Here is a 20,537-nt window from a genome sequence, read left to right on the forward strand (position 1 = left end):
GATAGCTACACCGTCCATTTATGACTAGGTACTAATAGTAATATATAATAGCTAGCCATTGAATGCAAGAGGTTATTAAAGATTAATCAAGTACTTCCCCTTGCAAAACTGGATCTTTTTTTAATAAATGATAAAGTTCTACGTATTGCTTATTCGTTTGCAATGTATTCGATTGTATTATAGCTACTGCATCTTTTCTTGCCGTTTCTAACGCCCGATAGTCATGAACCATATCAGCTACTTGAAATTCTGGCACACCACTTTGTTTCTTACCAAAGAAGTCACCTGGTCCCCTTAATTGTAAGTCTTGCTCTGATAATTCAAATCCATTAGCGGTTTCTGTCATAATCCGCATGCGTTCTTTACCGACGTCCCCTTTAGGATCTGCTAATAAAATACAATAGCTCTGATTAGCTCCTCTTCCCACTCGGCCACGTAATTGATGAAGCTGAGATAAACCGAAACGTTCCGCATCATAAATTAACATCACCGTTGCATTTGGTACATTGACCCCTACTTCTACTACGGTTGTAGACACTAGTACTTGCACTTCATTTTGAGCGAATTGCTTCATTACTTCTTCTTTTTCACCCGGTGAAAGTCGTCCGTGCATTAACCCCACCTGTAGTTTCTCACCATAATACGTTTGTAATTGGTGATAAACGTCGACAGCATTTTGTATATCTAATTTATCGGATTCTTCAATTAATGGACTGATGACGTACGCTTGATGTCCATTGGCGACTTCTTTTTCAATAAAGGTCAGTACTCGGTCTAACATATGTTCTTTGATCCAATACGTTTCTACCTGTTTACGACCAGATGGCATTTCATCAATAACCGACACATCCATATCCCCAAAAGCAGTAATGGCTAACGTTCTTGGTATCGGCGTTGCCGTCATAAATAATACATCTGGGTATAGCCCTTTTTCCCGCAGGGCCCGTCGTTGATTTACACCGAATCGATGTTGCTCATCGACAATCGCTAATCCTAAATCACAAAAGGCTACTTCTTGTTGAATTAAGGCGTGGGTACCAACGACAATATGTGCTTCTTTATTCGCGATTAGCTCTAATACTTCTTTACGTTTCTTCCCTTTTATAGAACCTGTTAACAGCACTACTTTTACTTTATCCGAGAACATTTCTTGTAATGATTGATAGTGCTGCTCCGCTAAAATCTCCGTAGGTACCATAAGGCTTCCTTGCTTTCCAGATGTGATGACAGCATATAGCGCAATTGCAGCAACAACCGTTTTGCCCGAACCAACATCCCCTTGTAACAGTCGATTCATTCGATACGGAGATGCCATATCCTCCATCACTTCTTGTAACGCTTTTTGTTGGGCTCCTGTAAGCTGAAACGGTAATTGTTCCATAAACTGTTGCACTAATTCTTTGTCATATTGTACTTGATTGCCTCTTGTCGCTTCTCGATTCATCTTTCTAAGTAATTGCATTTTCAATTGAAATAACAAGAACTCTTCATATACAAAACGGCGTTTAGCATGTTTTAACTGTACTCTATTCTCTGGAAAATGCATCGTATATAAAGCAGCTCCACGACTAGGTAATTTATATGTAGTTAAATACGATTCCGGTAAAATTTCTGGAATATCGTCTCGGTAATCGTTGACAGCTTGTTCCATCCATTTACGAAAAGTAGGTAACTTGAGATTTCCTTTCACATAATACACTGGTTGGATGGGGGTTTGCTTTTTCGCTTTCCCTTTATAGTATTGACTAACCGTTATTTGTAAGCGGTGTTGGTCCCACTTTCCTATAACGGTCACTGTATCTCCCGATGAAAAGTGTTTTTTTGCAAAGGCACGATTGAACATTACTGCTTTTACTGCTGCATTTCCTACCTTCAGGTTTATGGTTAGACGCGATTTTTTCTTCCCATAAAAGGTAAGAAGAGGTTCACCTAAAACCTCTCCTTCAATCGTAGCCTTCTCTTCATGAACCAACTCTGTTAACGGCTTTACCTCATGATAATCGTAACGAAACGGGAAATAAAACAACATATCATAAATTGTATGAATCCCCATAGCTGCTAATGTTTCTTGCATCTTCTCGCCGATACCTGTAAGTTGTAACACCGATTGTTGTAACACGTGCCTCACTCTTTCTTTAAATTCACTCCGTATACTTTCGCCTCTAATTCACGCCCTGTAGGTGTGGCTGCAAGTCCACCTTGAGCCGTTTCTCTTAACGCCACAGGCATTGTTTGTCCTATTTTATACATGGCATCAATTACTTCATCACATGGAATACGACTTGTCACGCCAGCTAAAGCCATATCCGCAGCAACGACCGCATTGGACGCCCCCATTGCATTTCGTTTGACACACGGCACTTCTACCAATCCCGCAACAGGATCACAGACTAAACCGAGCATGTTCTTCAACGTAATCGCCATTGCTTCTGCTGATTGTGCTGGTGTACCTCCAGCCATTTCTACAATAGCAGCTGCTGCCATACCTGCCGCCGAGCCCACTTCTGCTTGACATCCACCAGCCGCTCCAGAAATAGAAGCATTGTTTGCCACGACAAAGCCAAAAGCACCAGAAGTAAATAAATAGCGCACCATTTGTTCACGTGTCGGATTGAGCTGATGCTTCACGGCAAACAAAGTGCCAGGAACACAACCAGCACTTCCTGCAGTTGGAGTGGCACAAATCGTCCCCATAGCTGCATTTACTTCATTCGTTGCAACAGCCTTACTTACTGCATCCATCACCGTATGTCCCGATAACGGAGTATGGTTCTTCATATATTCTTGAATTAACACCGCATCTCCACCTGTCAAACCAGAGACAGATTGTACTCCCTTTAAGCCGTCTTCCACTGCTTTTTCCATAACTTCAAGGTTTCTTTCCATTTGACTGTACACTTCTTCAAATGTCTGTTCCCGCACATTCATTTCTTGCTGTATCATAACATCGGATATAGAAAGCTGCTCACTTTCGCACCGTTCTACTAGCTCTGCTACATTACGAAATAGTATCTTCATATTTTGCGCCTCCTTATTATTCTACAACACGTGCTACTTGTAGAATATGTTCACATGTTGCTAATTCTTCAAGCTGTTGCTCACTTATATTTTGGTCTACTTCAATCACCATTAAAGCTTCTTTGCCAACTTCTTTACGAGATACTTCCATATGACCAATATTAATTTCATACTTAGCAAGCAGCTGTGTCACCTCAGCAATTGCACCAAATCGATCATTGTGCATAACGAGAATAGCTGGATGACTTCCCGATAATCGTAATTCAAAACCATTCAATTCGATGATCTCTGCTTTTCCTCCGCCGATAGAAATGCCGACTAGCTCTAAATCCGACTGTTCATCGCCAACTTTCACCCTTGCTGTATTAGGATGATCAGTGTGCGAATCTTCTTCTATAAATTCAAACGTAATCCCCTTAGCTCTTGCTATATCCATAGATTCAGCAATACGTGGGTCGTACGTTTCAAAGTCTAATATTCCTCCAATTAACGCAACGTCTGTGCCATGTCCTTTATACGTCTTAGCGAAAGAACCATATAGGCGAATCTCTACCCAAGTTGGTTCTTTCCCGAACAAATCTCTTGCAACACGACCAATACGTGCCGCTCCTGCCGTATGAGAACTAGAAGGACCAATCATTACTGGACCGATTATATCAAAAACGGATTTATATTTCATAGCCACCATCCTCTTCTTATAAATTCACTATTCTTTACACATACTTTAAACGTATCATTAATGTGATATATTTGTAAAAACACAAGCATTGAAAACGCATACACGTTTTTCGTCTCATCTTGCCTAATTATTATAACAAAAATAGAATTAGAGGTGTATCATTGTTCCAGTTGTCAAACGAATAGCCTATCCAGTATAATGGTACACTGTGGATTATGTTCGGCATAATCGGGTGGGAGAGGGCTAAATATGTATTGAGGAATGCAAATGAAACAACATCAGTCCATACACAACACTGCATCCCCGATAAGGAAAGAGATTGGTGCCGGAGTAGTTGGTTATTTAACTTCGGTGTATATTGTAGCCGTCAATAGTTCGATTTTAAGTGAAGCGGGAATATCAGAGCAAAACGCTATGATTGCAACGATTCTCGCCAGTTTTGTAGGCTGTATGCTAATGGGATTATGGGCAAATGCCCCAATGGTTCTTATACCGGGTATGGGTGTAAATGCGTTATTCGCCTACTCCATCGTACAAAACGGCGGACTTAGCTATGAAGAAGGGCTTGGCGTAATTGCCATATCCTCGTTACTTTTTATTATTGTAGCGAGCACACCACTTGCTACTTGGTTACAGTTAGCGATACCTGATTCATTAAAACACGCTATTACAGTTGGATTAGGATTGTTTATCACACTGATTGGTTTAGAAAAGGGTGGTCTCGTAATAAGAGGTGACCATTCGCTTATAGCAATAGGAGACTTCTCTTCTCCGATAGTAATGGTCAGTTTATTAACGTTGGCTATTGGAATCTTTCTATTCGCCAGAAATGTGCCAGGGAATTTCCTCATTACGATGCTATGCGGAACTATTCTTGCCTTTTTCTTTGGCGTGTTAGAAGGAGAGGATCCAAGTACTTTCTCCTTAGACGCAGATTGGATTTTCCTACCTTCTTTTAGTGCTATTGATGAGTTAACATTTTGGTTGAGCGTGTTCCCACTAACAATGGTGTTAGTATTTGAGAATATCGGTTTAATCAATGGACAGCTACACATGCTTCGTCAACCAGAGAAATTCGATCGTGCTTTCCAAACGACATCATTATCGGCATTGACATGTGCTTTTTTTGGAACATCACCAACTGTTTCTTCAGCAGAAAGTGCTGCCATCATTGCCTCTGGAGGAAAAACTGGAAGAGCATCTATTACGACTGGAATTCTTTTCTTGCTTACCATTGGCATTATCCCATTTATTACGTGGATACCTTCGATGGCAATTAGCCCGATTTTAATTATCGTCGGTGCTTTAATGGTTCAAAGCATACAGCACATTTCATTAGAAGATATGTCTGAAGCAATACCAGCTTTTCTTATTATTGTGATGATTCCGTTCACATACAGCATTGCTGACGGGATGGCTTTCGGATTTATTGCTTACCCTATCGTTAAGTTAGCGATTGGGAAAAGAAACGAAATCTCGATACCTATTATCATTATTGCATGTATGTTTTTGGCAGATTTCATTTTGAAAGCGTCTGGACACTAATGATAATTATAAAGGAGTAACTCCCTAGACGGAGCTTACTCCTTTTTTACGCATAAAAGCAGTCATCCTTAGAATAGAGAATGACTGCTTCATATTATTCAACAGAGAAAATAAATGAATAAATCGGCTGCTCGCCGTTGTGTATTTCTACTTCTAGATCTTCAAAGGTTTCTTCTAAATAAGCTTCTAACGCTTCTACTTCAGCTTGTGTAGCTTCTTCCCCACGTAAAATCGTTAAAATCTCATCTTCTTCCTCATCAATCATTGTGTTTAAAAGTTGTTTAGCTGTTTCTAATTTATCTCCATGAGTAGAAGTAATCTTCCCTTCCAAAATACCCATGAAGTTTCCTTGTTCAATCGTCATTCCGTCGATTTGAGTATCACGGACAGCATAAGTTAATTGACCTGTCTTAACCCCTTTAGCAGCAGCTTTCATCGCTTCTTGATTTTCTTCTAACGTTTGCTCGGCATTAAAGGATAGAAGGGCACTCATACCTTGAGGAACCGTTCGTGTTGGTACGACAGCCACATTCTCTTCTGCTAAAGCAGCAGCTTGATCTGCAGCCATCCAAATATTTTTATTGTTCGGTATTATAAGGATGTTCTTTGCATTTGCTTCTTTAATCGCTTGCGTAATATCTTGTGTGCTTGGATTCATCGTTTGTCCGCCTTCAATTACATAGGTTGCCCCGAGGCTTTCAAATATCTCTTTAATCCCTGCCCCCATCGCTACCGTCACAATACCAAACTCTGATTTTTCACGTTGCTTAGGTTGCTTATCCTGTTTCTTATCGCCGACAATTGAAGTATGTTGCTCTCTCATGTTTTCTACTTTAATCTTGACTAAGCTTCCAAATCGTTGTCCTAGGTTCATTGCTTCCCCTGGGTGCTCAGCATGAACGTGTACTTTCACTAACTCCTCATCTGACACAACTAATAATGAGTCACCAATTTCAGATAACTCATTTCGGAATGCTGTTTCATCATAAGGATACTCGTTTAATTTCTCCTCTTCAAGCTTCACCATAAACTCTGTGCAGTAACCAAATTCTATATCATCAGTATCCATAAAATCTTGAGCTAATTTATGATGTTCTGCATTAACCATATCATTCATACTCGGAGTTGTATCACCTAATTCTGGTAATGGCTCTCCTTTCAAATTAGCAAGAAATCCTTCATAAATCGTTACGAGCCCTTGACCACCACTATCAACTACTCCGACTTCTTTTAATACAGGTAACAACTCTGGTGTACGTTTTAAAGATGCTTTTGCTTCTGTTATTACTTTTTCTAAAAATGGAATCATTTCTACTTCTTCGTTAGCAATTGTCTCTGCAGCATTAGCGGCATCTTTGGCAACAGTTAATATCGTTCCTTCTACAGGCTTCATCACCGCCTTATAAGCTGTCTGAACGCCTGCTTGTAACGCTTCTGCAAAATCTGTTGGTGTGATGGTTTCTTTGTCGGCAACAGATTTACCGAATCCTCTAAACAATTGAGACAATATTACTCCTGAATTCCCTCTAGCCCCCATCAAAAGTCCTTTAGCTAACCTTTGTGCAACAATGCCTACATGATCGTCTTGAACATTACGTACTTCTTCCGCTCCAGAAGTCATCGATAAATTCATATTCGTTCCTGTATCCCCATCTGGAACTGGAAATACATTAAGAGCGTCGATCATCTTGGCATTATTCGTTAAATGGTTTGCTCCTGAGAGTACCATTTTTGCAAAAGTAACTCCATCTAACCTTTGTGTCGTCACTCGAATTTCCTCCTTCATTTCCTTACAGAATCCCCTATTTTATTCGTTTGTTACACGCACACCCTGAATATAAATGTTTACAGAGTCTACTGATAATCCTACTGTCTTATTTAATGTATATTTCACTTGAGATTGAACGTTATGTGCAACCTCCGATATTTTTGTACCATAGCTAACAATAATGTACATGTCAATATGTACTTGACCTTCTTCTTGTCGTACCATTATGCCTCGAGAAAAATTCTCTTTACGAAGTATCTCAGCAATTCCATCCTTTAATTGCTTTTTAGAAGCCATACCGACAATGCCATAGCATTCTATCGCAGCTCCACCAGCAACTGTTGCAATTACCTCATTCGTAATCGTTACATGGCCATAATTGTTTGTTAAGTCAATGGACATTTTATTTCCTCCTTCGTTCTTCTTAAACTTAAGGTCAATTTTACTACAACCTTCATGAATTTAAAAGTAAGCACGAAATAGCTATGGATGATGCACCAATGACGTCCTTCCATCTTTCAAGACAGTGAGGTATGGATGCACGTCTACTTCATACGTCAACCGTTATTGCTATAACTATAATAAGTATAGCATCCGTCGTGTCTACGCACAAAAACCCCTTTCTACAATGGACGAAAACACTCCATCTGTCAAGTAAGTTTTCTTGATATATTTATGGAATAGTGTTGAAAAACAACTTTTCATGTGATAAATTAAATAGGTATTTGAAGATTTATATAAAGCTTAAAAGAGCTTTATTGCAAGTAGGAGGGAAAATTATGAGTCGTAAATGTGTCGTTTCTGGCCGTAAAACTACAACTGGTAACAACCGTTCACACGCGTTGAACGCATCTAAACGCCAATTCAAAGCAAACGTTCAAAAGGTACGTGTTATGATTGACGGTAAACCTCAAAAAGTTTACGTTTCTGCTCGTGAGCTTAAATCAGGTAAACTTAAACGCGTATAATTAGACATTTATTAAATACAAAAAAAGCACCTGTTAAACGGTGCTTTTTTTGTATTTCCATACGAAAGGTTCCATTTTCCTTTTGTACTACCTAACGAAGTATGAAATGCGAATTGTAAGAATGAAGCCATTAATGAATGAAAACATACATTTTTCAGGAATTCTTCTTGAATGTTCCCATTATAACACGGACGAAACCACCAATGAACCGTGGGAGTTTAATAGTATAAAACTTCATAGGTTCCCCTCCTCTAACAGAGATCCAACAATCGATATAAAGTAAGCCAACCCGTTATGGTTCTAGTACATCGCGGCTCTTTACTAGTAATACTATGCCTTCTCGAAATGAAAAAGTACCACTTTCTGAAATAAGCTTATTGGATATACTCAACGTTGAACCCCACTGAACTGTTGCATTTTCTAATGGGTAGTAAAAGGAGGAAAGTGTTAGCCCTTTAATCTCTGGTGTAAATGGGATAAAAGAAAGGTTAGAGAAAGCGTCATCGTGTTCTATCTTATATGTCCCTGGAACTTTTAATTCTACCCAATTTCCATTATCCACTATAATACCTCTCACCTTATGTTGTTCTACTGTGTGCAATAGTTGAAGATTGACCAATTCGTGATCAAGACGTCCACCTGTTACACCGAAAAAATACAGTACAGTCGGGTGAAAACTAAGCGCTTTGCGCAGTGCAATCTCTAAATCTGTTTCATCTTTTTCCGCTTCATATTCTTCTATGCTATGTGATGCATCACGAATCAACTGTAACTCTTCCTCTGTAACTGAATCAAAATCTCCCACACAGTAATTCGGACGGATACCTTGCTGAATTAACACCTTACATCCATGATCTGCACCTATCCAAATCATATTCTCTTCATTATATTCCGTTAAATTCGGAATATGTTTCATTGGGCCTCCGCCAACAATCGCTACCTTAGTCAAGTGAAACACCAACCCTTCTCACAAAATGTACATATGTAGCAAAAAACTGCCATTTAGGCAGTTTTTTAGAATGAATAGAAGTTAAAACTATTTAGACTGTGTATCTGCTATAATGGCTTCTATAGCCTTTGCACGATCATCTTGATTAAAGACAGCACTGCCCGCAACAAGAACGTCTGCACCCGCATCTACGCATTGTTTAGCCGTTCCTACTTTCACACCACCATCAATTTCAATTTCAAAAGAAAGCCCTAGTTCTTTACGCCATGTAGCTACTTGTTCAATTTTCGGCACAACAGAATCAATAAAGGACTGACCTCCGAAACCTGGGTTAACCGTCATAAGCAATACCATATCCACATCAGGTAAAATAGGCTTAATCCATTCTGCAGGAGTGGCAGGGTTTAAAACGACACCTGCTTTACACCCTTCTGATTTAATTAATTGAATGGTACGGTGTAAGTGTGTACACGCTTCTTGATGAACAGTAATTATATCGGCACCAGCCTTTGCAAATGTCGAAACATACAAGTCAGGGTTCTCAATCATTAAGTGTACATCAAGAGGTAAATCAGTCACTGGACGAATCGCCTCTACAATGAGAGGACCAATTGTAATATTCGGTACAAAATGTCCATCCATTACATCTACGTGAATGTAGTGTGCGCCACCACGCTCTACGTCTTTAATTTCTTCTCCTAGCTTTGCAAAATCGGCTGATAAAATTGATGGTGCTATTTTAGTCATTAGTTAATACCTCGGCTTTCTATTTTGTATATCTTCATAAAATTGCATGTAGTTATTGTAACGATACGCTGAAATTAGCCCTGAAGCAACCGCCTCTTTTACGGCGCACTTTGGTTCTTTATGGTGCATACATCCTCTAAATTTACATTGCTCACCATAGTGCTTCAATTCGGGAAAATAATCTCGTAACGTTTCTAATTCAATATCATGCAACTCTAAAGAACTAAATCCCGGAGTATCTGCAACAAGCCCTTCCTCCAATTCAATTAATTCCACATGTCTTGTCGTATGCTTCCCCCGTCCTAAGCTTTTTGAGATGTCATTCGTTTCAATCGCTAATGACGGATGTAAAGCATTTAACAGGGAGGATTTCCCAACACCTGATTGACCTGCAACGACAGATGTTTTGCCGCGAAGATGAGGAATAATCATCTCCATATTCTGTTCCACTTTCACTGACCCCATGATTACAACATATCCTAATGCTTCATAATCTCGTTTATATTGCTCCATTTGGTCCATCTGTTGTTCGGATGCTAAATCTGTTTTTGTAAATACAATGATTGGTTGAATCGATTTCGACTCTACTAATACTAGAAAACGATCCAACAAAAATGTCTTAAATTCTGGCTCTACGACCGAAGCAACAACAATCGCTTGGTCGACGTTAGCTATTGGAGGACGAATGAGCTCATTTCTTCGCTCTTGTACACCTAAAATGTACCCTTCATCATTTACATCCGTTTCAAATGTTACGTAATCCCCCACCAGTGGTGTAACTTTTTTCTTACGGAAATTCCCCCTTCCTTTGCAAGGATAAAGGTTTCCTTCCGATCGCACATAGTAAAATCCACTTAATGCTTTCATAATTTGTCCATTCGGCATTTATTCACTCTCACCCTCTTCATAAGGCACAGTTTCTTCCTTCACTACTTTATCATCAAGCATGATTTTATATTGCCCTTTTTGACCATCTGCAATGGTTAGGTCAAATTCATACTGTGTCGTTTTCGTAATCCGCTCTTCGATGGAAATTTCTTCAATATCCCGATTCATATCTTCTATATAAATGCGAACGACATACTCTTTTTGTTTTTGGCCTTTCTCCGTTTCTTTATCGGTTGGCTCATTATTTTCTTTAGGTTTGTCTTCCTTTTGTTGCTCATCTTCCTCTTTTTTCTTAGGAGGAGATGATTCCTCAGGAATTTCTACCGTATAAGAAATCGAATTGGTCACTGGTGGCTTCTCTTTAGGACCTTTAGACACCCATACTTCAACCTCTGAACCCGGTTGTACCTCTTCGTAAGGATCCGGAGCTTGACGAATGATTTCCCCTTCAGGAACCGAATCTGAATGCTCATAATTCGGATCTTTTACGGATATCCCACTCTCTTCCTCACCATACTGTTGCGCTTCTTCTAGCGTTTTACCTTCAAGCTTCTTAATAGTTATTAATTCAGGACCTTTACTAACATCAAAAATCACCTTTGTATCTTCTGGAAGCACTTCATCTCCTGGTGAAGGTTGTACTTGTCCTATAATTTGGCCAACTGGCTCATTCGAATACTGTTCGTAACTAATTACACTATATCCCTCTTCTTCAAGCGTTTCTTTTGTTTGAGAAAACTCTTCTCCAGTATAATCAGCAAATTCTACTTTCTCTTTCCCTAAGCTCGTGTAAATCGAAACTGTCGCCCCTTCACGAACCGTGTTTCCTCCATCTGGACTAGTTCGTACGACAAGCCCTTCTTCTATTTCCTCCGAATGCACCTTTTCTTGTTCAACAGCAAGCTTTAAATCACTTAATTCACTATAAGCTTCTTCATACGACATTTCAGTCACATCTGGCACTTGCACTTCTTCCGGCATGGTCACTTTGATATAAACAAAAAACGCCAAAAGAACTAACGTAAGAAAAGCAATAATCCCAACAATAATTTTCCATGCTCTTTTGGATTTCTTTGATGAGGTACTTTCTTTTTTCGCTTTTTTGGCCTTCTTATTGGCATGATTTTGCTCGTTCTGTTTGGAAACTTTCGTCGGTACTGTTTGCGAAGCATTAGTATGATGAATAATGGTGTTCTCTTGTGCTTCATGATCCTTATACATATCATCCGTTATAATAGGGATTGCTCTCGTGATTTCTTCGTCTTCCCCTTGTGGTACAGTAAACTTCGCTTCATGTAGTCGATCCGGATGTAGCACTGTCTCTAAATCATCGACCATATCGTAAATGTCTTCATAACGATGAAATGGATCTTTCGCTGTCGCTTTCAATACTACATTCTCTACGCTTTGAGGAACCGCTTCATTCCATCGTCTTAAAGAGGGGGTTTCGCTTTGTAAATGCTTGATTGCAATAGATACCGCTGATTGACCTGAGAAAGGTAAGCGTCCTGTTAGCATTTCAAATAATACGATGCCGATTGAATAAATATCCGACTTCTTTGTAGCCATACCTCCACGAGCTTGTTCTGGTGATAAGTAATGAACTGTACCTAATACACTATTCGTCTGTGTTAGTGACGTAGCACTTAACGCCATAGCAATGCCGAAGTCTGTTACTTTGATTTGTTTATAATTATTAATCAATATATTTTGCGGTTTTATATCGCGATGAATTATATCATTGTCATGGGCATGAGATATTGCCGCTGTAATTTGCTTCGCTATATCAACAGCATCCTTCACATCAAGTGGGCCATGCTTTTGAATATATTGCTTCAACGTCATTCCATCTACATACTCCATCACGATGTAATAAATATGCTCTTCTTCACCAACATCAAATATATTAACAATATTCGGATTGGATAAACTTGTTGCGGAATGTGCTTCCCTTCGAAACCTGGCAATAAATTCTTCGTCATTGGCATATTCTAACCGCAGTACTTTAATCGCTACGTGACGATTAAGAATAGTATCAATAGCTAAATAGACGTTTGCCATACCGCCACCGCCGACCATCTCTTTTATTTCATAGCGATCATTTATGACGTGGCCTCTTAGCATGAAACATCACCAGCTTCCCTCTCCGTTTCACGCTCTACGATTGCGATGGAAATGTTATCTTCTCCACCACGTTTGTTGGCAACTTGGATAAGCTTTTCTACTTTTTCTTGCACTTGTACTGGCTCCGTTAAAAAGCTACCTATTTCATCGTCAGTTAGTTTATTCGAAAGTCCATCTGAACAAAGCAATAATTTGTGTTGATATTCCCATGTTATCGTTCTTACATCCATATCAACAGCGCGTTCCGTTCCAAGCGCTTTTATCAGTACGTTTTTTCTCGGGTGGTGCTTGGCGTCTTGAGGTGATATTTGGCCTGTTCGGACAAGTTCATTGACTAACGAATGGTCTTCTGTGATTTGTTTCAATTCACTATTAACATGCATATAGCATCGGCTATCTCCAATATGAGCAACGCTTACATAATCTTCTGTACATATGGCTGCTACGATTGTTGTACCCATTCCATGGCAGTCCTCATGTTGACTGGCATACTCATATATTTCTGAATTCACGTGCCTCACAGCTTCTTCTAACCATGTTTCAGCAGCTTCCGGTGTTGAAATAGTCGGAGTGAATTTCCATTTATTATGTAAGGATGATGTAGCAATGCTACTTGCTACATCACCTGCTTTATGACCACCCATCCCGTCTGCAACAACCGCCAACAACTGGTAACCTTCATTATAGAACAATCCACCTGCATCTTCATTATGGCTTCTTACTTGGCCGATATCTGTTAAAAAATATGCGTCCATATCATTCACCTCGTTTCACTTTTACGCTCCTTCGCTCGCAACTGACCGCAAGCTGCATCAATATCATGTCCCTGTTCACGACGAATGGTGACATTAATCCCATTTTCTTTCAACGTTCTTTCGAATTCAAAAATTTGACTTCTCTCTGTTCGCACGTAATTACGTTCAGGAACGAAATTAACGGGAATTAAATTAACATGTATATTTAAGTGATAATCTTTAATTAACTTCGCTAATGCTTGGGCTTCTTCAACAGAATCATTCTCTCCACCCATTAAACCATATTCAAATGTGACACGTCTTCCGGTCGTTTCATTGTAATACTTTACAGATGGTAACAACTTTTCTAATGGAAAAGCTTTATTTACCGGCATTAATTTAGAACGCCGTTCATTCGTCACAGCGTGTAACGAAACAGCGAAATTAACTTGTAATTTCTCATTAGCAAAATCATATATACGAGGTACAATCCCGCTTGTAGAAAGTGTTATATGTCTAGCACCGATATTGATTCCTTTATCATGATTGATTGTACGTAAAAATGCCATAATTTCTTCATAATTATCAAAAGGTTCCCCAATCCCCATTAATACAATGGAAGATACTCGCTCCCCTTGCTCATCTAAAGCGCGCTGAACTTTAAGCACCTGGCTAACAATTTCTCCTGACTCTAGTTGGCGTTTTAATCCACCTAGCGTAGAAGCGCAAAACGTACAACCTATGCGACAGCCTACTTGACTCGTTACACAAACAGAGTAACCATAATCATGCTTCATTAGTACAGTTTCAATCGTGTACCCATCATTCATTTCAAAAAGAAACTTCATTGTTCTTCCATCAGAAGACTTTTGTTGGACAACTGTCTCAAGCGTTGTTATCTTAAAGGAATCCTTTAATTTTTCACGCAACCCTTTAGATAAATTCGTCATATCCTCAAAGTCTTCTACTCGTTTTTGATAGAGCCATTCAAAGATTTGCGTTGCACGAAACTTAGGCTCCCCATTATCTACTAACCATTGTTGCAATTCATCAAACGTCATCGAATAAATAGAATCTCGTTTATTCGGACGATTGCTTTTCTCCCGTTTCTTCTTCATCACTTCAGCCATGATGTCCATCCTTTCGTTGTAATCTCGTTAAGAAAAAGCCGTCGCTATCAAAATCATGAGGGAATAATTGTAATCCCCATTGTGACAATCCCACTAGTCCGTTCGTTTCCTTTGGTAAATCGGTAAAGAAGCTAGGATCTACTTCATATTCTGGATGTTCACGTAAAAAGGATGCTACTACTTCCTCATTTTCTTTCCGGTCGACCGTACATGTGCTATAAATTAGTTTACCATTCTTTTTTAACAACCGACTAACCGATTGTAACAATTGTAATTGAATATTTGCGAGCTTGATGACATCATCTTCAGATTTAGCATACTTGATATCTGGTTTACCACGGACAACACCTAAACCTGAACATGGTGCATCAAGCAATATACGATCAAATGTGTGCTCATCGTATTGTTGCGGTAGCATGCGAGCGTCTGATGCTGCAGTTTTAATCGTCGTTAACCCTAATTGCTCCGCCTTTTGCTTAACAAGCGCTACTTTCTTCGCATGTAAATCATAAGCGTGAACAGCACCAGTATTGTTCATCTTCTCTGCAATGTGAGTAGATTTTCCACCTGGAGCACTACACGCATCTAACACATTCATTTCTTCTTGTACATCCATCATTTCTCCTACAAGCATAGAGCTTTCATCTTGGACCGTTAGCGCCCCTTCTTGAAAGAGCGGATGTTGAATAATATTTCCTTCATGGATTACAATTCCTTGTTCACTTAACGTTGTCGGAGCTACTTTAAACCCATCATCTGTTAAATGTTTGATAACCTCTTCACGAGTGGTTCGAGTCGTATTAACACGGACGGTCATCATGGAACGTTCTAGATTTTTATAACACATACGTGCTGTCTCATCCATTCCATACATCTCGACCCAACGGTTCACAAGCCATAGAGGGTGACTCGTTTCAATAGCTAATCGTTGCATTGGTTCGGCTATTTCCTCTAATGAAGCTGGACCTTTACGTTGCAAGTTGCGTAGCACACCATTTACCATCGACACAATACCTTTATGCCCTCGCTTCTTCGCTATCTCGACCGCTTCATGAATGACGGCATGGTCGGGAACACGGTCTAAATAAACCATTTGGTAGCAAGACATGTAAAGAAGCCAAAGCACCCAAGGCTTTAGCTTTTTCTTATTATGAATATATGGACTCAAGAAATAATCTAACGTGTCTTTGCGTTGGATTGTTCCATATACCATTTCCGTTAAAAGGGCTGTGTCTTTATGACTAAGCCCTTTTTGTTGGATTGTTTTGTTAATCAATAAGTGACTGAATCCACCTTGATGGCCTACTCTCGTCACGATATCTAACGCGACTTCTCGCACTGAATTTTTACTCATCATTTTCACCTAACACTTCTCCAATTTCCAATGCTTTACCGGCACCTCGAAGATAGTCACCTGCGGACATTCTTTTCTTACCAAACGGTTGTATATCGGTTAATTTTAACGCTTTTCCATCTCCACAAACGACAACAAATCCATCCTCCTCTAAACGAACAATTTCTCCTGGTTGGCCTGTAAATGTTTCATTCACAGTTTCCCCCCACCAAACCTTCATCGGCTTACCTTGATAGTTCGTGAAGGCGACTGGCCATGGGTGTAGGCCACGAATATGATTATAAATCGTCTTAGCATCTTGTTCCCAATCCAACTGCTCTTGCTCCCTTTTAATATTTGAAGCAAACGTTACTTTATTTTCATCTTGTTTCATTGGCGTAATTTCATTCTTCTCTAGTTTAGATAGAGTTTCACTTAATAGTTCTGCACCGATAACGGACAACTTATCATGGAGCGTCCCCACATGATCATCGTCTTCGATTGGAGTACTTCTTTGTGTTAACACATCTCCTGCATCTAGCGCTTCAACCATGTACATAATCGAAATACCAGCTTCTTCTTTTCCTTTTAGAATCGCATAATGAATTGGCGCGCCTCCACGAAAATCTGGTAGCAAAGAAGCATGAACGTTAATACAACGATACTTCGGATAATCTAGCAATTGTGCCGGTAATATTTGTCCAAAAGCAGCCGTTACGATAAGGTCCGGTTCATATGCGAGCACGTCTTCATACTCATTGCGAATTTTCTCCGGCTGTAGTACTGGTATATTGTGCTTCTCCGCTTCTATTTTAACTGGCGGTGGTGTTAAAACCCTCTTTCTTCCCTTCGGTCGATCAGGTTGTGTCACTACTGCTACTACGTTATATTGATCATGAATTAATTGCTGTAAAACTGGTACTGCGAAATCTGGCGTCCCCATAAATACAATACGATTCATCTATTTCAAACTCCTCTCTAAAACTACATCATTTGATGCGGTTGAAAATCAATCGTGATGTGTAAATCATTTTTTTGCATCGCTTCTTCATATAATTGTAAAATCCGTTTCATTACTTTATATAAGGTAGGTTCATTTTTGTATTTTATCACGCATTGGTATCGATATCTATCTTTTATCCTAGTTAAAGGAGACGGTGTAGGACCGAGAATGACCGACTGGGAAGATAGTTGCTCTCTTAATAGTTGCGAGATTTTTTGTGTTACATCCATTGTGTACAAATGATTCGGATGTGATACCGTTACAAGTGTCAAAAAGTAATACGGCGGATACTGAAACATTTTTCTTACAGACATTTCTTTATGAAAGAACGAGTCATAATCGTACTGACTAGCTAGATCAATACTGTAATGCTCAGGCGTATAGCTTTGAATAACTACTTCTCCTGGTAACTTATGCCTTCCAGCTCGCCCACTCACTTGCGTTAACAATTGAAATGTTTTTTCGGCCGAACGAAAATCAGGTAAGTGTAACAAGGAATCTGCTGCTAAAACGCCTACAAGTGTTACTTTTGCAAAGTCCAAACCTTTAGCAATCATTTGAGTACCTAGCAAAATATCCGCACCATGATTACCGAATTTCGTTAGTAATCGTTCGTGGGATCCTTTCCTTCTTGTCGTATCCACGTCCATCCGAATAATGCGCGCCTCTGGCATTAACTGCTGTAAAGACTCTTCAACTTTCTGTGTCCCTGTGCCAAAATAACGAATGGAATCACTTTCACATTCAGGACATTCATGTGGCATCGCTTCTTCATACGAACAATAATGACATTTCAGTCGCTCTGTATTGCGATGATACGTTAATGCAATATCACAATGGGGACATTCTATCACATGCCCGCAATCCCGACACATAACAAACGTCGAGTATCCTCTTCTGTTCAAAAATAAAACAGATTGTTCCCCTTTTTGCAATCGATCTAGCAATTTCTCATGTAAAACACGAGAAAACATCGAACGATTACCTGCATGAAGTTCTTCTCTCATATCAATACGTTCAACTTCAGGCATTGAAGCATCATTCATACGCTTCGTTAAAGATAACAACGTATACACTTCTTTTTTTGCTCTTGCAAATGACTCCAAAGTTGGTGTAGCACTCCCTAATACAACAGGACACTGATGATACTTCCCTCGATATATCGCCACATCTCTTGCATGGTAACGTGGGTAGTCCTCTTGTTTATAGCTCGACTCATGCTCTTCATCTATAATAATAATACCTAGATTCTCAAATGGGGCAAATATAGCCGAACGGGCACCAACAACGACTTGTACTTCCTTTCTTAGCACTTTACGCCACTCATCATATTTCTCTCCAGCAGATAATGCACTATGTAAGACAGCTACCCTAGAACCAAACCTCCCTTTAAAACGCTCGACCATTTGTGGGGTTAATGCTATTTCCGGTACAAGCACGATTGCTTCTTTCCCTTTTTCCAGCACGTGTTGAATGGATTGTAAATACACTTCTGTCTTTCCGCTACCAGTGACACCATGCAATAAAAACGTTTCATGCTGATTCATATGAATAGCATAATGGATTGGTTCAATAGCATTCGTTTGTTCTTCTGTTAATGGAAAAGGAGTAGTTTGTTTATACTCCCGTTGATTATACGGATCTCGATACACTTCTCTATACGTTTCTTTTAATATCCCTTTATCAATCAACGTCTTTATTAACGCTCTAGTTGTCGATAATTGGTGTAATAGCTCTTTTTGCCTTATTTCTGCCGGGTTATGCAAAAAATGAGCAAGAATACGCTTTTGTTTCGTGGCTTGCTTTGGTAAATCCACATACATTTCATCTAGTCGTTGCGATTCTATTGCCGGGGAAATATAGGTTTCCCTTTTCTTCGTTTCTTTGCTTTGAACGTTGTATTGGACTTCTAATATTCCTTCCCGAACCCCTTTTTGAATGACGGAATAAGCTACATTTCTTTGCTTTATTTCCTCATAGGGAATGATGCCTCTTCCTGCAAATAAGTGTTGAAGCTCATAAGAAATAGAATCATGTTCTGCTAGCAAACAAAGCTCCTTATCATACTTTGCCTTTAACACTTGAGGTAACATTGCTTGATACGCTGACACATAAAAGCATAGTGTTGTATCCGATAGCCATTTCCCTACTTCAACTAATTCAGAAGTGATAACGGGAGTAATATCCATTACATCTTGGATTGGCTTTAATTTATGCACATTTGTTTCTGTTGTTTTTTCTAATACAAATCCCATTACTTTTCTAGGTCCGAATGGGACGATGACACGAACGCCAACCGTAACAACTGATTGTAGTTCTTCCGGTATAAGATAATCAAACAAGCGATTCGTTTGACTCGATGGAACGTCTACGATAACACGAGCTATATTCACCTTCTATCATCCTTTAATTGTAAAGCAATTCGTTGTAAAATGTGGAGCGCAACATCTTCTTTCGACTGAAGCGGGAAGTCAATACGCTCGCCTACTGCAGTTAAATAAATTACTTTATTCGTTTCACCGCCAAATCCTGCGCCTTGCTCTTGAATGTTATTAATGACTATAGCGTCGAGATTTTTTTTCTTTAACTTCTGCTCGCCATAATGCAATACATCTGTCGATTCCGCTGCAAAGCCTACGACATATTGAGAAGTTTTTTGTTCACCAATTGTTTTTAAAATATCTGGTGTACGCTCCATTTCCATAACGAGCGGTCCACCTGTTTTCTTCATTTTATTGTCATAGGTTTGCTTCGGTCGATAATCAGCAACTGCTGCTGACTTGATAATAATATCCTGCTGCTCAAAATGACGCATCACTTGTTCATACATTTCTTGAGCGGACTGAACATTGATGCGGTGTACCCCTTTAGGTGTAGATAAATTGGTAGGACCAGAAATAAGCGTAACTTCTGCCCCTAATTTTGCCGCCTGCTTCGCCACTGCATATCCCATTTTACCTGTCGAATGGTTCGTAAAAAAGCGAACAGGATCTACTTGTTCTCTAGTAGGACCAGCAGTTACTAATACCTTTTTCCCAAGAAGAAGTTGGGCAGTTGTTAGTTGTTGTTCAAGTACTTTAATAATCGTTTCTGGCTCCTCTAAACGGCCTTTTCCAACGTAACCACAAGCTAAATATCCTTCACCCGGCTCGATAAAACGATAACCATCCTCCTCTAATTGCTTCATATTACGCGCTACAGCAGGATGAGCATACATATGCACATTCATTGCTGGTGCAATATAAACAGGTGCTTTACTAGCTAATAATGTCGTTGTAACCATATCATCCGCAATCCCATTTGCTAGCTTGCCTATGATGTTCGCTGTTGCAGGTGCAATAATGATTAAATCGGCCCAATCTGCTACATCGATATGTGCAATTTGTTTTGGAACTTTCTCATCAAATGTGTCGGTATAAACTGGGTTTCTTGAAAGAGCTTGGAAGGTAAGAGGAGCGACGAACTGTTTAGCCCCTTCCGTCATCATCACGATTACTTCCGCACCAGCTTGCTTTAATTTGCTCGTTAATGCGCATGCTTTATAAGCAGCAATTCCACCTGATACTGCTAGTACTATTTTTTTTCCTTGTACGTTCATGTAATCATCCTCCATGTAATCGAATCCAATATTTATTTGTTATCATACATGAA

Annotated in this window: 18 protein-coding genes; 2 read left to right on the forward strand and 16 right to left on the reverse strand. The window is 39.5% G+C overall.

All coding sequences use genetic code 11. The features are described 5' to 3' along the window. Window positions 1–82 precede the first annotated feature (82 nt). From recG to sdaAB, 3 genes are read right to left on the reverse strand one after another with little or no spacing between them, the layout of a single operon-like run. Window positions 83–2,119, reverse strand: coding sequence for an ATP-dependent DNA helicase RecG (gene recG, locus N784_RS02960; RefSeq protein WP_036832056.1), 2,037 nt, complete (start codon window positions 2,117–2,119; stop codon window positions 83–85). Window positions 2,120–2,124: 5 nt separating this feature from the next. After that, window positions 2,125–3,018 carry an L-serine ammonia-lyase, iron-sulfur-dependent, subunit alpha gene (sdaAA, locus tag N784_RS02965; RefSeq protein ID WP_036832057.1) on the reverse strand — a complete coding sequence of 298 codons (894 nt, stop codon included), beginning with the start codon at window positions 3,016–3,018 and terminating at the stop codon, window positions 2,125–2,127. Window positions 3,019–3,034: 16 nt separating this feature from the next. Further along, entirely contained in the window at window positions 3,035–3,697 is a 663-nt protein-coding gene (sdaAB, locus tag N784_RS02970) for an L-serine ammonia-lyase, iron-sulfur-dependent subunit beta (RefSeq protein WP_036832060.1), read from the reverse strand. A 267-nt stretch (window positions 3,698–3,964) separates the two neighbouring features. On the opposite strand from sdaAB, the gene N784_RS02975 reads away from it, so the two are divergent. Further along, on the forward strand, window positions 3,965–5,242 hold the full coding sequence (locus N784_RS02975) for an NCS2 family permease (protein WP_036832313.1): 1,278 nt from the start codon (window positions 3,965–3,967) through the stop codon (window positions 5,240–5,242). A gap of 94 nt (window positions 5,243–5,336) precedes the next feature. Here N784_RS02975 and N784_RS02980 read toward each other — a convergent pair whose 3' ends face one another. Further along, window positions 5,337–7,010, reverse strand: a complete 1,674-nt coding sequence (locus N784_RS02980; RefSeq protein ID WP_156965154.1) for a DAK2 domain-containing protein — start codon at window positions 7,008–7,010, stop codon at window positions 5,337–5,339. Window positions 7,011–7,049: 39 nt separating this feature from the next. After that, the gene (locus N784_RS02985; RefSeq protein WP_036832067.1) at window positions 7,050–7,412 is read right to left on the reverse strand and encodes an Asp23/Gls24 family envelope stress response protein; all 363 of its coding nucleotides are present in this window, start codon (window positions 7,410–7,412) and stop codon (window positions 7,050–7,052) included. A gap of 377 nt (window positions 7,413–7,789) precedes the next feature. On the opposite strand from N784_RS02985, the gene rpmB reads away from it, so the two are divergent. Further along, window positions 7,790–7,978 (forward strand): 50S ribosomal protein L28, encoded by a 189-nt coding sequence (rpmB, locus tag N784_RS02990; RefSeq protein ID WP_036832070.1) that lies wholly within the window; start codon window positions 7,790–7,792, stop codon window positions 7,976–7,978. A gap of 154 nt (window positions 7,979–8,132) precedes the next feature. On the opposite strand, the gene spoVM is transcribed toward rpmB, so the two are convergent. The 11 genes from spoVM to coaBC all read right to left on the reverse strand — a co-directional run bounded on the left by spoVM (window position 8,133) and on the right by coaBC (window position 20,484). Next, window positions 8,133–8,216 (reverse strand): stage V sporulation protein SpoVM, encoded by an 84-nt coding sequence (gene spoVM / locus N784_RS02995; RefSeq protein ID WP_036832073.1) that lies wholly within the window; start codon window positions 8,214–8,216, stop codon window positions 8,133–8,135. Between the two features lie 54 nt (window positions 8,217–8,270). Continuing rightward, window positions 8,271–8,927 (reverse strand): thiamine diphosphokinase, encoded by a 657-nt coding sequence (locus N784_RS03000; protein ID WP_036832316.1) that lies wholly within the window; start codon window positions 8,925–8,927, stop codon window positions 8,271–8,273. A gap of 87 nt (window positions 8,928–9,014) precedes the next feature. Beyond that, window positions 9,015–9,674 (reverse strand): ribulose-phosphate 3-epimerase, encoded by a 660-nt coding sequence (gene rpe / locus N784_RS03005; RefSeq protein WP_036832075.1) that lies wholly within the window; start codon window positions 9,672–9,674, stop codon window positions 9,015–9,017. A 3-nt stretch (window positions 9,675–9,677) separates the two neighbouring features. Beyond that, window positions 9,678–10,559, reverse strand: a complete 882-nt coding sequence (rsgA, locus tag N784_RS03010; protein WP_036832078.1) for a ribosome small subunit-dependent GTPase A — start codon at window positions 10,557–10,559, stop codon at window positions 9,678–9,680. Then, window positions 10,560–12,686: a Stk1 family PASTA domain-containing Ser/Thr kinase gene (gene pknB / locus N784_RS03015; RefSeq protein ID WP_036832082.1), complete on the reverse strand. Its 2,127-nt coding sequence runs from the start codon at window positions 12,684–12,686 to the stop codon at window positions 10,560–10,562. Continuing rightward, window positions 12,680–13,441 (reverse strand): Stp1/IreP family PP2C-type Ser/Thr phosphatase, encoded by a 762-nt coding sequence (locus tag N784_RS03020; RefSeq protein ID WP_036832084.1) that lies wholly within the window; start codon window positions 13,439–13,441, stop codon window positions 12,680–12,682. Before N784_RS03020 ends, pknB begins: the two co-directional genes overlap by 7 nt. Window positions 13,442–13,446: 5 nt before the next feature. Then, on the reverse strand, window positions 13,447–14,538 hold the full coding sequence (gene rlmN / locus N784_RS03025) for a 23S rRNA (adenine(2503)-C(2))-methyltransferase RlmN (protein ID WP_036832319.1): 1,092 nt from the start codon (window positions 14,536–14,538) through the stop codon (window positions 13,447–13,449). A gap of 4 nt (window positions 14,539–14,542) precedes the next feature. Beyond that, window positions 14,543–15,904, reverse strand: coding sequence for a 16S rRNA (cytosine(967)-C(5))-methyltransferase RsmB (rsmB, locus tag N784_RS03030; RefSeq protein WP_036832321.1), 1,362 nt, complete (start codon window positions 15,902–15,904; stop codon window positions 14,543–14,545). Beyond that, window positions 15,897–16,844: a methionyl-tRNA formyltransferase gene (gene fmt / locus N784_RS03035; RefSeq protein ID WP_036832087.1), complete on the reverse strand. Its 948-nt coding sequence runs from the start codon at window positions 16,842–16,844 to the stop codon at window positions 15,897–15,899. Before fmt ends, rsmB begins: the two co-directional genes overlap by 8 nt. Window positions 16,845–16,867: 23 nt before the next feature. Beyond that, window positions 16,868–19,279: a primosomal protein N' gene (priA, locus tag N784_RS03040; RefSeq protein WP_036832090.1), complete on the reverse strand. Its 2,412-nt coding sequence runs from the start codon at window positions 19,277–19,279 to the stop codon at window positions 16,868–16,870. After that, on the reverse strand, window positions 19,276–20,484 hold the full coding sequence (coaBC, locus tag N784_RS03045) for a bifunctional phosphopantothenoylcysteine decarboxylase/phosphopantothenate--cysteine ligase CoaBC (RefSeq protein ID WP_036832092.1): 1,209 nt from the start codon (window positions 20,482–20,484) through the stop codon (window positions 19,276–19,278). Before coaBC ends, priA begins: the two co-directional genes overlap by 4 nt. Window positions 20,485–20,537 lie beyond the last annotated feature (53 nt).

Source organism: Pontibacillus litoralis JSM 072002, assembly GCF_000775615.1.
In the GTDB taxonomy this organism is placed as follows: domain Bacteria; phylum Bacillota; class Bacilli; order Bacillales; family BH030062; genus Pontibacillus; species Pontibacillus litoralis.